The organism is Streptomyces sp. SID3212 (assembly GCF_009865405.1).
Classification (GTDB): domain Bacteria; phylum Actinomycetota; class Actinomycetes; order Streptomycetales; family Streptomycetaceae; genus Streptomyces.
Map to the genome: position 1 here is coordinate 58111 of NZ_WWJY01001238.1, position 16022 is coordinate 74132.

11 protein-coding genes and 1 pseudogene are annotated in these 16022 nt (G+C 62.3%); 5 read left to right on the forward strand and 7 right to left on the reverse strand.

Translation table 11 applies throughout. The features are described from left to right. Positions 1–127 precede the first annotated feature (127 nt). The 4 genes from GT042_RS37000 to GT042_RS37015 all read left to right on the forward strand — a co-directional run bounded on the left by GT042_RS37000 (position 128) and on the right by GT042_RS37015 (position 5756). Complete coding sequence (locus GT042_RS37000; protein WP_161313042.1) at positions 128–1174, forward strand: hypothetical protein; 1047 nt, start codon at positions 128–130, stop codon at positions 1172–1174. A gap of 696 nt (positions 1175–1870) precedes the next feature. After that, positions 1871–2389, forward strand: coding sequence for a hypothetical protein (locus GT042_RS37005; RefSeq protein WP_161313043.1), 519 nt, complete (start codon positions 1871–1873; stop codon positions 2387–2389). Positions 2390–5133: 2744 nt separating this feature from the next. After that, positions 5134–5559 carry a hypothetical protein gene (locus GT042_RS37010; RefSeq protein WP_161313044.1) on the forward strand — a complete coding sequence of 142 codons (426 nt, stop codon included), beginning with the start codon at positions 5134–5136 and terminating at the stop codon, positions 5557–5559. A gap of 2 nt (positions 5560–5561) precedes the next feature. Continuing rightward, positions 5562–5756, forward strand: coding sequence for a hypothetical protein (locus GT042_RS37015; protein WP_161313045.1), 195 nt, complete (start codon positions 5562–5564; stop codon positions 5754–5756). A gap of 692 nt (positions 5757–6448) precedes the next feature. On the opposite strand, the gene GT042_RS37020 is transcribed toward GT042_RS37015, so the two are convergent. The 4 genes and pseudogenes from GT042_RS37020 to GT042_RS37035 all read right to left on the reverse strand — a co-directional run. Beyond that, positions 6449–6739 carry a hypothetical protein gene (locus tag GT042_RS37020; protein WP_237531561.1) on the reverse strand — a complete coding sequence of 97 codons (291 nt, stop codon included), beginning with the start codon at positions 6737–6739 and terminating at the stop codon, positions 6449–6451. 30 nt (positions 6740–6769) lie between these two features. Beyond that, complete coding sequence (locus GT042_RS37025; RefSeq protein WP_161313047.1) at positions 6770–6973, reverse strand: hypothetical protein; 204 nt, start codon at positions 6971–6973, stop codon at positions 6770–6772. 1186 nt (positions 6974–8159) lie between these two features. Beyond that, positions 8160–9764, reverse strand: coding sequence for a recombinase family protein (locus GT042_RS37030; protein ID WP_161313048.1), 1605 nt, complete (start codon positions 9762–9764; stop codon positions 8160–8162). A gap of 59 nt (positions 9765–9823) precedes the next feature. Then, positions 9824–10639 (reverse strand): annotated as a pseudogene (locus tag GT042_RS37035) (pirin family protein); the annotation flags it as partial. A 93-nt stretch (positions 10640–10732) separates the two neighbouring features. On the opposite strand from GT042_RS37035, the gene GT042_RS37040 reads away from it, so the two are divergent. After that, entirely contained in the window at positions 10733–11092 is a 360-nt protein-coding gene (locus tag GT042_RS37040) for a tetratricopeptide repeat protein (RefSeq protein WP_161313050.1), read from the forward strand. A gap of 6 nt (positions 11093–11098) precedes the next feature. On the opposite strand, the gene ligD is transcribed toward GT042_RS37040, so the two are convergent. The 3 genes from ligD to GT042_RS37055 are packed head-to-tail and all read right to left on the reverse strand — an operon-like array spanning position 11099 to position 15865. After that, positions 11099–12037: a non-homologous end-joining DNA ligase gene (gene ligD, locus GT042_RS37045; RefSeq protein WP_345944059.1), complete on the reverse strand. Its 939-nt coding sequence runs from the start codon at positions 12035–12037 to the stop codon at positions 11099–11101. Beyond that, positions 12025–14415, reverse strand: a complete 2391-nt coding sequence (locus tag GT042_RS37050) for a phosphoketolase family protein (protein ID WP_161313051.1) — start codon at positions 14413–14415, stop codon at positions 12025–12027. The genes ligD and GT042_RS37050 overlap by 13 nt, the downstream gene beginning before the upstream one ends. A 58-nt stretch (positions 14416–14473) precedes the next feature. Beyond that, on the reverse strand, positions 14474–15865 hold the full coding sequence (locus GT042_RS37055) for an NADP-dependent succinic semialdehyde dehydrogenase (RefSeq protein ID WP_161313052.1): 1392 nt from the start codon (positions 15863–15865) through the stop codon (positions 14474–14476). Positions 15866–16022: the final 157 nt, after the last annotated feature.

Genomic DNA, 16022 nt, shown 5'->3' on the forward strand with positions numbered 1-16022 from the left:
GAACTGGTTTCCTAGTGGGCATGAGCTAGCACTGAGGGCGAACTGTCCGGACGGACAGACTCCCGCTCAGCTCCGTGATGAGACAGCGGAAAACCTGGGGGCGTAAGTCGTGGCATGGACAGTACCCATGACCGCAGTGCCGAGAGACGTATGGTCTGCCGCGCAATTTAACGTTCATGTGCGAGACAACTTGCTGGAAACGATGGTGGGCAAAGCCTCTGTTGCGGGGGGTTACTTTGTCACGACCGCGGCCGGCGCGATCGCTCAGCGGACCACGGGCGGCGCGGTCGTGACAGCGTCTCAGACGAGATCGAACGTGGCGTACGGGGATCTGGCCACCACGGGGCCGGCGGTCACTGTCACGACCGGCACAGAGGCTTTGGTCTGGTTCGCAGCAGAGGCATTCTCCGATGGAGCGCCCGACTCTCCCGACGTCGCGACAACCACCACGTACACAGCTACGGGAAGCGCCACCTATCAGAGTGACGGCACCAACCGCGGTGACGGCACGCGCATGTATCAAGGTCAGTTCGATACCACCAACGGTAATCAGTTTTCGATGGCCTTGTTTCCATACACGACAATGGTTGCCGACTTGACGGACGCGACTATCGTCTCGTGTGAACTCTTCCTTGATAACGATCATTTCTATTTGAACGCCGGCGGCAATGCAATCATCGGCACTCATAATCAGACCAGCCTTACCGGATCCCATATCTATTCCCAGGTGACGCCTGCCCTATCGTCTGACCACTGGGACAAGGGTGAGGCCGCTTATAAATTCATTGACGAATCTGTAGCTGAAAGGATTCGGGATGGCGTCGCCAAAGGAATAGCGCTCGGCAAGGGGCCAACTAGTTCTTTGAATTATTACGGCTACTTCAAGGGTGGCACTTCACCTAAGCTGCGAATCTCCTACAGCAAGCCGGGTGCGTTGGGTGCGTTCAGTAAGGCAAGCTTTGCCGTATCGGGTGCCACTACTATTGCGGCCTCGGATAACTGGGGAATCTACTGGTCCGGTGCCATAGCGTCCAATTCAAATCGCTGGGGTGTGGCGCGGCGGGTGACTGGATTGACTCCGGGGTCCAACACGTTCACGATGCAGTATGCGTCAGGAGGTTCGGGAGCCACCTCAACCTTCGCTCGCCGAGAAATGATCGTGATGCCGCTATGAGATCCGAATGTGAATTCATCGGATTGGATCACGAATGGGGTGATGCCGAAGAGTGCCCTAATGAGTGTGGCGACGATCGGTGCATGGTTGCATGCAAGGTCTGTTCCTATAAGGCTATCGCTTGTGAGGATTGATGGCATGGAGTACTCCGCTCACTGTAGCGGCTAACGATATCCTAACCGCGGCTCAATATAATCAGAGCGTACGAGACAACATGCTTCAAATGGGTCCGTCTAAAGCTACGGGTCCGGGCAATTGGTTTAGCGTGTCAGCGACAAATGAGATAGCTGAACGCAACATTAACTCAAGCGTAGTCAACACTTCGGAGCAGACGTCTTCAACGTCATACGTCGACTTGGCAACAGTTGGGCCATCGGTTACGGTCACATGCAAGTATGCACTGATCTTTATGAATGTGCGCATGCGTAATGTGAATGGAGATGGTAGGGCTGCTTACGTGAGCCTTGCGTGTTCCGGTGCATCAAGCTTCTCTGCCAGTGATGATTGGATGATTTCGACTGCTGGAATCAAGGACAATAACCCCGTAAGGGTTGGGGGCTCATTTGGTTTCACGGTTAGCACTGCCGGGACCAACACATTTACCATGAAGTACAAATGCCAGGCAGGCTACACGCCTGCACAGTTCGAGATGCGCGAATTGGTGGTGATCCCGTTCTAATGGCATGGACAGCACCTATGACCGCGGTGGCCACCAATGCAATAACTGCGGCGCAATGGAATGCACAGATCAGAGATAACTTTGCTGAGACCGAAGCCGCTAAGGCAGTTGGTGCGGCAGCTTACCTTGTGGCCACCGGTAGTAATGCGCTTACTAGTCGTACACTGCGGACCGGTGAGAATATGGTTTCGGAGAGTACGTCATCAACTAGCTACGCAGATCTTGGAACGCCGGGGCCGGCGGTCACCGTCACAACTGGGACTCAAGCAATTGTATTCATTGCCGGCGAGGCTCAAAACAATACAGATAACTCCGTCCATAAGTTCAGCGTTGCTGTGTCAGGCGCAACCACGACCGCGGCAAGCGATGACTGGGCGGTGATTATCGATGGAAATTACAGCGTGTCTCCAGTCCGCAGGGCATCGGCCCATAGGTTCACGCTCACCGGTGGCTCTAATACTTTCACGATGAAGTATGCAGTCGGATCCGGCATAGGCACGTTTGGCAAGAGGCAGATAGCAGTACTGCCATTCTAAGGGGTTTTGAATATGGCTTGGAATGCCCCCATGACTGCCGTATCCAATACCGCTTTTACGGCAGCTCAGTTCAACACTTACGTCCGAGACAACTTCCTAGAGACAGCTCCCGCCAAAGCCTCTGCCGCGGGACAGCTGTTCGTGGCGACTGGGGCGAACGCTATTGCGGCGCGTTCGCCGGCGGGCGCCACTGTCGCCACTTCGCAGACAACGACCAGCTCTACGTTTGCCGATCTCGCTACGGTGGGACCTTCCGTCACGGTCGTAACCGGTACCGCCGCTCTTGTGGCTGTGCAATGTCGGATGGCTAACGGTACGGCTAACTCACAGTGCTTTGCATCGTGGTCAGTGAGCGGAGCCACGACAGTTGCGGCTAGTAATGCCACCGCCATCATTTGCGAGAATGCAACAGCTGGGAATATCCATCGGTACGGAGTCCTTCACTATCAGTCCGGTCTCAATCCTGGCAGCAATACATTCACTATGCAGTATCACACAGACACGGGTACCGGAACCTTCTCTGACAGGCATATAGCCGTACTCCCACTATAGGAGAATCGTCGTGGCATGGACTGCGCCAATGACGTTCGTACCTAACTCAGTGCTTACGGCGTCACAGTTGAATACGTACTTGCGCGACAACATGATGGAGACAATGCCTGCAAAGGCAACAACGGCCGGTAGGTATTTCGTAACGGAGTCGCGCAATACCATTAGAGAACAGGCAGTTGCCGGTGACTTTGTCGCGACAGCCAATGACAACAGTACTATTTCTGCATCCGATTGGGTGGACCTCGGTACTGTTGGCCCTAGCGTCACGGTGAACTGTCAGTCCAAGGCGCTCGTATCTCTGTATGCGCAGATGGATACTGACGCGACTGTCGTTGGTATATGGATGGGCTATGAGGTAAGCGGAGCAACCGACTCTCCCGTCAATAATAATCGGTCCATCATGGTACAGAACACTAGCCCTCAAAGTGTCGGGGCAATGATCCTTCATCAGGACTTGACTCCGGGCCTGAATACATTCACCTGTAAATATCGAGTGACCGGAGGAACGGTCATTAGCAACTGGAGTAACCGACGCATAGCGGTTCAGCCATTTTAGGGAGGGGTTGACATGGCATGGATTTCACCTAAGACGTTCACCGCTAACTCAACCCTTACCGCAGTTGATCTGAATACTTACTTGCGCGACAACATGCTAGAGACATCGGCCGCTAAAGCAATTAACCCCGGCGGTACTTTCGCAGTGACCGGAGCCAACGCCATAGCGGAGCGCCTGGGCGCCCAGGCGTACGTAGCCACAGACGAGACAACCGCAACGACGGCTTCATATACGACATTGACTACAGCCGGCCCTTCTGTGACAGTCACGACCGGAGTAAGTGCTTGGGTATTCCTGTACTGCAATAGCTATCATCCAACGGTAACGAACGTAGTGGCGAGAATTTCTTATGCGGTATCTGGCACGACCACTTCCGCCGCATCAGATAACCGAGCGCAGGCAATGAGTCATGCAGTCGCCAACCGCGGTATAAGATCGGGCGTTTCAATCCTGCATACCGGGTTGAGTCCTGGATCCAACACCTTCACAGCTCAATACAAGACGAGCAGCGCCACAGCATCAACCCACTTTTCCGATCGGCGCATAGCCGTTATTCCTTTCTGACTGGGGTGAGTCATGGCTTGGACTACCCCTAAGACTTGGGTATCCGCGGACGTACTGCCGGCTGACGAACTCAATACCTATCTAAGGGACAACCTGATAGAGCTAGCTCCCGCTAAAGCTATAACGCCAGGAAGCTACTTTGTTACAACCGATACAGGCATGCTCTCCGAGAGAGTTCCCGAGGCTGGTTTTATAGCTGCGGCTGAACAGTCCGCGTCGACCAGCTATATAGATCTTTTGAGCGTTGGGCCATCGGTCACTGTCGAGACGTCATCGCAAGCCCTCGTGTTTCTGTATTGCCACATGTATGGAACCAACGCGTCCCTGGGCATTTGGATGAACTACTCAGTATCGGGGGCTACCACTGATGACGCAGTTAACCGAGACAGCACCGGGCTACAGCTACAGGCCACCGGCGGTCAACGCATGGGGGTGAACATCCTGCACACCGGATTGAATCCTGGCATGAATACCTTTACCGCAAAGTACAGGGTATCCGGCGCGCACACTGGCACGTGGTCTGATAGGCGTTTGGGCGTGCTGCCATTTTAAGGGGGGCGTAATGCAGAATGTCCTTTTGCAGTACGGAGCCCTGGGGGTATTCGTTCTGGTGTTGCTCGCTGCCGTGAAAGTAATCTTTGACAAGCTGTCAACGGCATACGAGAACGAGAAGACTAGGGCGGATAGGCTCGAAGAACAGATCCGGTCTCTCAATGAGACGATGCGCACCGACTACATGACGACACTGAACGTCGCATCGCAGGCAATCGTAGACGCAAATCGAGCGGTAGCAGACGCGCTCTCTGTCGTACGCCGGGGGCAATAATGACATGACAGAAAACATCGATGATCTTATTGCACAGTCTCAGTCGATACGGGACGACTTGCTTAAAACGATTGGAAAGCTCGAAGCATTCTCGATGGCACTCATCCACCATGCTGGGCGCCTACAGACAGAGGTAACTACTTATGCCAGAGATCATGAAGCTGACACTCAATCGACTTCAACGCTTGACCATGGAGTTGAAGACGATAACTCGAACGCTGAGAGATGAGATGCAGAGGATTGAGGATGGCGATTCCCGATAGCTTGACCACAGCCGCCCGGGTTCTTGCGGACAAGGTGGCTGAGCTGAATCGTGAAGCCGCGGACCGTGAGGCTGTGCTCACTCGGCAGCTCGCCAGACAGCGCACCATCGTGCGACTCCTTGTCGGCGTAGTCGCCTGCATGCTCGCCCTCGCCGGCGCCGTTGGAGTTGCCCTGAACGGCGTTGCCAACAACACGGAGCGACTCAACGCGTCGGCAACGGTCAACCGTCAGAAGGCTTTGTGCCCGCTGTACGAACTGCTGCTTGCAAGCAACACCACGGCATCCCGTGCGCGCGCCGCGGACAAGGCCGCTTATGACAGGTCGTTCAAGGTCATTGGGGACGGATACGCCGCGCTCAACTGCGCGGAGTTCAAGGGCGATTCGCCCGTACTAGGATCAGGAGATTAGCCATGCAGTTCACTAAGCGTCTTGCCGAGCAGGTTGTCATTGCGGGTGCCGCGGCGTTCTTTGCCGCTCTCGAAGCGTCGGGAGGACAGTGGGACCGTGCGGGCATAGCGCTTGGCCTGGGTGCCGTAGGGCGCGTTGTGTACGCCTTGCTGGTGAAGCCGGCCGGTGACAAGGACTCCCCGAACGCCGTGAAGTAGCACAGCAAAAGACCCCCACCACTTCCCTTCGCGGGGTTGTGGTGGGGGTCTTTCTGTGTTGAGATTAATTCTCTTCCTGAATGGTGATTACGTGCGTGCGCACCTCTCCGGATGGATCCGGTGCCGAAACCCTGAGCCGTACCGCGGGGTCACCGGAGATTGGCGAGAGCGGTTCTACGGTGAGGATGTCACCGTATTGCGTGCCGGCGCGCTTGTTCAGTTCGGTGTGAATTATCGTGCGCAATTCCAAGGGACTCATGCTAGTTCACCCACGCTTCGTTGTAGCCAAGCTGGTTCGCGATTCCGTGCATAAGGATCTTCTGCGCTTCTTCCTTGAGCCGCGCCTTACTCATCTTAGCCATTGAGTTCCCTCCGTTGTTGCGATGTCTCTACTATGACAGGTGGGTACCCACCCGTCAAGTCTCTGGGAATGATTCTTTATAGACGAAAGACCCCACCACTTCCCTTCGCGGGTTGTGGTGGGGTCTTTCGGTCGCTCAACCGATCGTGGCTACGCCACCTTTGACATAGGCGACAGTCGATCCGGAGGGATTGACGATGATGAACGTTCGGTCATCCGATCCGTTCCACCATGCGTTCTTGGCGGAGAGTACTGCATCCGAAAGGCTGCTACTACGGGAGGTGACTTCCCGGTGATCCCGTGTCTCGTACACGTTGGCCCCTTGCTTCGACTAGGTTTCTTTGAGGAATGCAGCGATCTTGGGGAACTGCGCATCGACGGACTTGCGTACAAGGTTCTCCTCGATTGCCGCGGCGTGCGCAGCGGCATAGGTCGTGTCGCTTGTTCCGTATCGTTCGCCTGCCCGGGACTTACCCTTCTCTGACCTCAACTTGGAGACGTACTCATCTATGCAGACGTTGAGCAGTCTGGTTCCCGGCGGACAGAGGGCGAGCTTTTCCCTGTTGCCGCATTCCCTGCACTCGCTCTTATGGTTCTTCCAGGCTCTCACAGCTTGTGTCATTACTTCCCCCCGTATTGGTGGGTACCCACCTTATTCGTCTTCTTTTTCATTCAGGTGATGCGGCCTAAGCGGAATGATCGCACCGGGCTGCATCGCGAACCATGCCCACAGCTTTCGCGTCACAGCACTGCGGTTGCTGCCGGCCGCTGCCGCGGCAGCGTCGAACGCATCGATCTCCTCTTGCGGGATGCCTCGGATTTTGACCTGCGGATACTTGTGCGGATAGTTGGCCATGGGCTGACGATCCCAGGTGGGTACCCACCCGTCAAGTCCCAGGTACCCACCCGCTCCGCCGGCCCCGCGCCTCGCGCGCGCGTACCCGCGGTGTCGCTGTACGCCTCTCAGGGGCGCGCGGTCGGCAAGCTGACACGTGGCACCCGGCCGTCCCTGCGGGGCCCGGACGCATCCGTGCGCGGGTCGTGCGCCCCCTCCTGAACTTCGGTCAAGAGGGGTGCGGTCAGGCGCGAACAGGTCCACACTGGTGACATGGGCCCCCACCCAGCGTGACGTTTGCGCTGGTCAGGGCCCTAACTGCATTGCCGGCATGGGTGCCTGACGGACTGTCAAGGTGATTCGGGAAAGAATCATGAACGGGACATCTTGACTCTGAGGGGCGCGAGGCGGATATTACTCACCACAGCGGTACTTGATTGGCTCCTCAGTCAGGGATCACTGGAAGCGAGCTGGCGAGGATGAAGGATCGAGCGGCGCGACGCGTCCACTGGATTTCTCGGATTGCACGACGCTTCGCGCAGAGACTCAATAGCCGGGACGGATCGTCGGGAGACGAAACGGGTTCACGGACACGGCCACACCATTGCTGGGTAGCAACGGACAGGCTAGAAGAAAAGGTTCTCGCACACCAGAAAGTGCGGGACGCGGAAAGCGTAGAGACTCAGTGCGAGCGGCCAGACATCCGAGAGGATGCGCTAGGACCACGGTTTCCCATCCGCGTTACATGCCAGGACCCCGACCTTGCTGGGAACAGGGGTCCCCCAAATTATTCGAGAAGCGCCGGCAGCGCACAGGTTCGCTCGTACCTTTAAACGACGCTATCGCCTGCCGGATCGAAGTTATGCGGAGTTGAGGTTTCTCCTCCGGACTTCGCAGACAAACGTTTCTCCTGCAACGTGAGGGACCGCGGCTAAATGCGGTCCCTCTCTTGCTGAGCCTGCATGAACGGCCCACGCTCATGCAGGCTCAGTGAAAATGGTTGCGTGTCCCCACTCACGCTGAGGGGCTGTCGGGCCCCCTGCTTGCAGTGCACGGCGCAGTTAGTTGCGCATGGGGGAATGGGATTCAGTGTCCAAGAGCGACGGATTAAGCGAGGAAGATCAGCGCATAGAGGAGATTATGGCTTTGTTCCCGCCACTGTCTCCAGAGGCACGCCGTAGGCTTGTCGACGCTTACGCCGAAACTACTACTGAGGATTTGGGGGAATCTGCATAGGCGCACTTTTGATGCGCAGGGAAACGTCCGGTTCCAACTCCAGTGAGGATCCGGGCACGACATAGATGGTGCGCTCGCCAAACGCCTGCCGAAGCATCTTTCGTTTCTCGGCAGACGTGGCAGCGTCCCATCTGGCAGTGACCGCGGACTTGGACTCCGCTTTGACCGTAACGGCCGGCGCTTCGCCGATGTTACTCAATCGCTGCTGTGCACTTTTGATGCGTGCATTGATATCGTCAGTCAAGGTGGTATGGCGTTCCGGGGTCATACCTCCTGCGCCTGCATTGAGTTGATTATCCCAATGGTCGCGGATCCCTTCGAGTCGAACAATCTCCTTCTCGATAGGTTCGCGCAACTTGTTCTTCGCCTTCCCCTTGCGCTCTAACATCTTGGCCGTTTCGACGCTTGACAGTTCTCGAATCACCATCTTGCCTATTAGCTTGTCTAGTACCAACTCATCAGCAATAACCCTGCCGCATCCACGCGATCCAATCTCTGTTGGCTTCTTGTGCTGACAATTGTAGCGTCTCCGGACTTGATCGGGATTTGGAGCGAGCTTGGCAAATGCCGCTCCAGCATCTCGATAGGTTTTGCCGTGAGCGGTATCTCTAATGGCGAGAATGCCTGTGCAGTTCGCGCAGTGTACCGGGACGTCGCCGGCACATAGTGCGGTTTCCATGGGGGGCCGACCCCTTCTAGATGAGACGAACATCCTTAGGTCTTGCCAGTCTGCTGGATCTAGGATTGGCTCACCTGGAAGTCTGCCAATCAACTGCTTTCCCAGGGTCGTGTAGCCGGCCATCCGCGGCGCGGTCATTGCGGTTTTCAATGATGCTGGTTGCCACTCTGGAGCGGGACAGTCGCACTCATAGCTTTTTTGCTGGTATGGGGTCAGCGCGTCCTTACGCTCTGTGCACTCTTTGGAATGAAGGATGCCAGTGCTGTAAATTCCCTGACTGGCCAAATAGGCGATCGCCTCCCCCCAGGTCTTCCCTTCCAAGCGAATCATTCGGTCTACTTTCCGGATGTGCTCACGCTCCGATTCGCGCACAGTTGTCGAATCATCCTCGAAGCCGAAAGCGCGGAAGCGCCCCCGCTTCCCCTCGCCGTTCAATGCTTTCTGTCTATTTCCGCGCGTCACCTTGCCGGACAGAAGGTGGCTGTACTTGGCGCCGGCTACTGCCGCATTGTAGAACGCGGCCTGCCCTGCGGGTGACGTAAGGTCATATTCGAGATCCGAGTCATAGACTAGAAAGCCTTTCTCTAGCCCATGCTCGGCAATCTTGACGATGCGGAGTGCATCCTCAACCGAACGCATCAAGCGCTCAAGGTCATAGATCACAACCCCATCGCTCTCGCCATCCTCAAGGCGTTCCGCCATGCGCTCCCAGTCGGGGCGCACTACACCTTTCTGCCACGCCGACTTACCCTTGTCTTGAAGCTTCTCCCCTAGCACGCATCCAAGATCCTGAATCCGTTGAAGGTTGCGCTCATGCTGTCCGGCGATCGAAAGATTCCGCTTGTCGCCTCTCCTACTCTCGCGTGCGTAGCTGTCCAGGACACGTTGGGCCGTCATGCGGCACAAGCTAGCGCAGCAAGCCGCCGACGTCTGCCGCTTCGAGGAAAAAACAAGTCAAAGTTCCACCACATGACGATCTCTTCTTCGAACGGCTCTCCGCCCAGGAGCATCAGGCCCGCGTCGGAGTCCGCGCGGAGGGGGAGGTGGGTGCGGCCGCTGCCCAGGTAGAGCATGGAGCCGGGGAGTACCGGTACGCCGTCCACCTCGGCCGCGCCGGACATCGACAGGATCGCGTACTCGAAGTCCGGGTCCAGGGGGAGGTGGGTCTCCGCGCCCGCGGTGAGTGCCAGGTCGGCGCCCACCAGGGGGGTGTACGTCGTGCCGGGGGAGGTGGTGCCGTCCAGTGTGCCCAGGATGACCGTGGCCGTCAGGCCGGGGGCCGTGACCGCCGGGAGGTTCGCGTGGTGCTGGAAGTGCGGTTCCACGTTCCGGTGTGCGTCGGGGAGGGCCACCCAGAGCTGGGCTCCGTGCAGGAAGCGGGCGTGCGGGCGGGGGCTCTCCTCCGAGTGGGAGATCGCCCGGCCCGAGGTCATCAGGCCCAGCTCGCGCGGGCGGACGGTCTGGAGGCTGCCGAGGCTGTCGCGGTGCAGCACCTCGCCCTCGTGGAGCCAGCTGACCGTCTGGAGTCCCATGTGCGGGTGGGGCGGCACCTGCATCCCGGACTCGTCGGCGATGTCGTCGGGGCCGTAGTGGTCGACGAACGCCCACGCGCCGACCATGCGGCGGCCCAGGTTGGGCAGCAGTCTGCGGACCTCCGTGGACTCCCCCAGCTGGACCCGGCGTGGGCTCAGCAGCTCACGTACCGGCTCGGCCACGACAAATCCGCGACCGCCGCACACGGTGACGGCGGCCTGACGATCAAGATTGCTCATGGCACACAACCTAAGCCCGCGCGTCGGCCGACACGCCCGCCCCGGCGAAAGTAATGGTGGAATGTTCAACCATGTTTTGCTGTTGCAGGGGGCATGAACGAGACCAGCTACTACGAGTACGGGACGGCCGCCGAGCGCTGGGACCGCGCCCAGCTGTTCTTCGACGCCAAGGAGTACGGCACCGCCGCGCGCATCCTCGGCGCGCTCGTCGAGGAGGTCCCGGAGCAGGTGGCCCCGCGGCTGCTGCTCGCCCGCGCCTACTACCACTCCGCGCGCCTCGCCAAGGCCGAGACCGAGCTGCTCGCCGTCCTCGACCGCGATCCCGTGGAGCACTACGCCCGGCTGATGCTCGGCCGCACCCTGGAGCGCCAGGGCCGCCCCGCCGAGGCCGCCCCTCACCTGCGCCTCGCCGCCGCCCTGGCCGGGGACTTCCCCCAGGGGTCCGGGGAGTAGGGGGCCCTAAGCCTTCAGGGACCTCAGGCGCCTGCTCGCCGCCGTCAGTGACCTGCCCCTGGCCGGGACGTCCGACCAGGGGCGGGTCTTCGCCTGGTCCAGGGCGTCCCGTACCGTCCAGCGCCTCGCCGTCACCTCCGGGTCCGCCAGCTGGTCCCAGTTGATCGGGGTCGCGACCGGGGCGCCTTCCCTCACCCGTACGGAGAACGGCGCCACGGCCGTCTGCGCGTAGCCGTTGCGCTGGATGTCCAGGTACAGGCGCCCGCCACGCGCCCCCGTCCGTACCTCCGTCGTCAGCCGGTCCGGGTCGCGGGCCGCCAGGGCCTCCGCGACCTCGCCGGCGAACGCGCGCACCTCGTCGAAGCCGCTGCGCCCGTCCAGCGGGACGATCACGTGCAGTCCCCGGGAGCCGGTCGTCAACAGGGCGCCGGGCAGGCGCAGTTCGGCGAGGAGTTCGCCGAGCTGGGTGGCCGCGCGCCGTACCGGCTCGAAGTCGTCCTCCGCCGGGTCCAGGTCGAAGACCAGCCGGTCGGGGTTGTCGGGACGGTCCGCGCGGGACTGCCAGCGGTGGAAGGTCAGACACGCCTGGTCCGCGAGGAACACCAGTGTGGCGGTGTTGTCGCACACGGTGTGGGTGACCGTGCCGCCCTTCTTCGCCAGCTCGGTCCTGCGCACCCACTCCGGATAGCTGTCCGGGGTGTTCTTCTGCATGAAGCGGGGTCCGTCGAGCCCGTCCGGGTGCCGCTCCAGCATGAGCGGTCTGCCCTTCAGCTCCGGCAGCATGTACGGCGCGACCGACCTGTAGTACTCCACCAGATCCGCCTTCGTCAGGCCGGTGCCGTGACCGGTGGCGGGGAACAGCACCTTCGCCGGGCGGTGGACCGGCACTGTCCTGTTCCCGGCCCGGACGGAATCCGTCTCCGCCGCCTGCTTCACCCCGACCACGTCCACTCCTCCACCTCCGGCAGGTCCGTGCCGTGCTCGCGGATCCACTCGTGGTGCCTGGTCCGTACGTCCGCCATGGCCTGGCGTACGGCGGCGGCCCGCACCCCCAGTCCCGGGACGCGGTCGATCACGTCCATGACCAGCCGGTACCGGTCGAGGTCGTTGCGTACCACCATGTCGAAGGGCGTGGTGGTCGTGCCCTCCTCCTTGTAGCCGCGCACGTGGAGGTTGGCGTGGCCGGTACGGCGGTAGGCGAGGCGGTGGATCAGCCACGGGTAGCCGTGGTACGCGAAGATCACCGGGCGGTCGGTGGTGAACACCGCGTCGTACTCGGAGTCCGTCATCCCGTGCGGATGCTCCGAGTTGGGCAGCAGCCGGGCCATGTCGACCACGTTGACGACCCGCACGGTCAGCTCCGGCAGGTGTTGCCGCAGCAGGTCGGCGGCGGCCAGCGTCTCCTGCGTCGGTACGTCCCCGGCGCAGGCGAGCACGACGTCCGGCTCCCGGGTCCCGTCCTCCGTGCCGGCCCACGGCCAGACCCCCGCGCCCCGGGCGCAGTGGGCCTTGGCCTCTTCGAGGGTGAGCCAGTCGAAGCTGGGCTGTTTGCCGGCCACGATGACGTTCACGTAGTCGCGGCTGCGCAGCGCGTGATCGGCCACCGAGAGCAGGGTGTTGGCGTCCGGCGGCAGGTAGACCCGTACGACTTCGGGGCTCTTGCTCAGGACGTGGTCCACGAAGCCGGGGTCCTGGTGGGAGAAGCCGTTGTGGTCCTGGCGCCAGACGTGCGACGTGAGCAGGTAGTTGAGGGACGCGACGGGCCGGCGCCAGGGCAGCCGCCGCGAGGTCCGCAGCCACTTGATGTGCTGGTTGACCATCGAGTCGACGATGTGCGCGAACGCCTCGTAGCTGGAGAAGAGACCGTGACGGCCCGTCAGCAGGTAGCCCTCCAGCCATCCTTGGCACAGGTGCTCGGAGAGGACCTCCATCACGCGGCCGTCGTGCGTGAGGTGTTCGTCGGTGTCGAGTGTCTGCGCCTGCCAGGCCTTGCCGGTGGCTTCGTACAGTGATTCGAGGCGGTTGGAGGCGGTCTCGTCCGGTCCGACGACCCGGAAGTTCCGCCGGTCGGTGGTGTCCTTCATGACGGATTCCAGCAACCCGCCCAGGACGCGGGTGGGTTCGTGCAGGACGGTGCCGGGCTTGTCGACCCGTACCGCGTGCTCCTCCAGCGCCGGGATCGGCAGCTCCCGCAGCAGCAGGCCGCCGTTGGCGTGCGGGGTGGCGCCGAGCCGCCGGGTGCCCTCCGGTACGAACGCCAGTACCTCGGGGCGGGGGGCGCCCGTCGCGTCGAACAGTTCCTCCGCGCGGTACGAGCGCAGCCACGCCTCCAGTTGGGCGAGGTGGGCCGGGTTGGTCCGTACGCCGCCGAGCGGGACCTGGTGGGCGCGCCAGGTGCCCTCCACCGGCAGCCCGTCGACCTCGCGGGGGCCGGTCCAGCCCTTCGGGGTGCGGAGCACGATCATGGGCCAGCGCGGGCGGTCGGTGGTGCCGTTCTCGCGCGCGTCCCGCTGGATCTCCGCGATGCGGTCCAGCGCCCGGTCCATGGCCGCGGCCATCGCGCGGTGGACGGCGAGGGGCTCGTCGCCCGTGACGTGGATCGGCTCGTGGCCGTATCCGCGCATCAGCTCGTCGAGTTCGGCCTCGGGGACGCGGGCCAGCACGGTGGGGTTGGCGATCTTGTACCCGTTGAGGTGCAGGATCGGCAGGACCGCGCCGTCGTGCACGGGGTCCAGGAACTTGTTGGAGTGCCAGGACCCGGCCAGCGGCCCCGTCTCCGCCTCGCCGTCCCCGATGACACACGCGACCAGCAACTCCGGGTTGTCGAACGCCGCCCCGTACGCGTGCGCCAGCGAGTAACCCAGCTCGCCGCCCTCGTGGATCGACCCGGGGGTCTCCGGGGCCACATGGCTCGGCACCCCGCCCGGGAAGGAGAACTGCCGGAACAGCCGGTCCATGCCCGCCCGGTCGCGGCTCACGTCCGGGTACGTCTCCGAGTACGTGCCCTCCAGCCAGGAGTTGGCCAGGACGGCGGGGCCGCCGTGCCCGGGGCCCCACACGCACAGCGCCGCCTGGTCCCGGTCCCTGATCACCCGGTTGAGGTGGGTGTGGACCAGGTTCAGCCCCGGGGACGTACCCCAGTGCCCCAGCAGCCGCGGCTTGATGTGCTCCGGCGCGAGCGGCTCCTGGAGCAGCGCGTTGCCCATCAGGTAGATCTGCCCCACGGCCAGGTAGTTGGCCGCCCGCCAGTGGGCGTCGAGGGCCGCCAGTTCCGAGGTGGTGAGAGCGGTGGGATCCGCCCCGGTGGTCGCCTTGCGGAGCATGCTGGTCTCCCTGGTCTCCCCGGCCGTGAACCAGGGTCTCGCTTCCGGATCAGGCTGATCAGGCGGAGTGCCACACGGTGGTGATGTTGCAGAATTCGCGGATCCCGTGGCCCGACAGCTCACGCCCGTAGCCGGAGCGCTTCACACCGCCGAAGGGGAGCGCGGGGTGCGAGGCCGTCATGCCGTTGAAGAAGACGCCGCCCGCCTCCAGGTCCCGGACAAAACGGTCCACCTCCGCCTCGTCCTCGGTCCATACGTTCGAACTGAGCCCGAACGGGGTGTCGTTGGCGAGTGCCACCGCCTCGTCCAGGTCCGTGACCCGGTAGAGCGTGGCGACCGGGCCGAACGCCTCCTCGTGGTGGATCCGCATCGCGGCGGTGACGTCGGCGAGGACGGTCGGGGCGTAGAACCAGCCGCCCTCGACCTCCGCCGGGCGCTGCCCGCCGCACAGGGCGGTCGCGCCCCGGCCCAGGGCGTCCTCGACCAGTTCCTCCAGGTCGGCGCGGCCCTGCTCGGAGGCGAGCGGGCCGACGTCGGTGGACTCGTCCAGCGGATCCCCGACGGTCAGGTCCCGCATCCCGGCGGTGAAGCGGGCGGCGAAGGCGTCGTAGACGTCCGCGTGCACGATGAAGCGCTTCGCGGCGATGCAGGACTGGCCGTTGTTCTGCACCCGGGCGGTCACGGCGGTCCTGGCGGCCCGCTCGATGTCCGCCGACGGCATGACGATGTACGGGTCGCTGCCGCCCAGCTCCAGGACCGTCCGCTTGACCTCGTCACCGGCGACGGCCGCGACGGCGCGGCCCGCCGGCTCACTGCCGGTGAGGGTCGCGGCGGCCACCCGGGGGTCGCGCAGGATGTCCTCGATCGCGCCGGAGCCGACCAGCAGCGTCTGGAAGCAGCCCTGCGGGAATCCGGCCCTGCTGAACAGGTCTTCCAGGTACAGCGCGGTCTGCGGCACGTTCGAGGCGTGCTTGAGCAGGCCGACGTTGCCCGCCATGAGGGCCGGCGCGGCGAACCGTACGACCTGCCAGAGCGGGAAGTTCCACGGCATCACCGCGAGCACCACACCGAGGGGGCGGTAGTGGACGCGGGCCCGGGAGGCGCCGGAGTCCTTCACGTCGGCGTCGGACGGGTGCTCGTCGGCGAGCAGTTCCTCGGCGTGCTCCGCGTACCACCGCATCGACTTCACGCACTTGAGTGCCTCCGCGCGGGCGGCGGCGACCGGCTTGCCCATCTCGGTGGTCATGGTGCGGGCGATGTCGGGCGCGTCCTGTTCCAGCAGGTCGGCGGCGCGGTTCAGCAGCCGGGCGCGTTCGTCGAATCCGGTCAGGCGGTACTGCCGGAAGGCGGCGTCGGCGGTGGCGACACGCCGCTCGATCTCCTCGGCTCCCAGCGCGTCGAAGGTCTTGAGTGTCTCTCCGCTGGTGGGATTCACCGTCGCGATGGGCATGGGGCCATTCCTCCTCGATTCGACAGTCCGACCCTTCCGCGACCTGCCCGCGCCCGCAACACGGGCGGCGGGGGCACAGCGGGCCCGGGACACTGCGCGGGCCCGGTGCTGGGCACGCGTCGGCGGGTTCAGGAGCCCAGGGGCTCAGGGGCGGCGG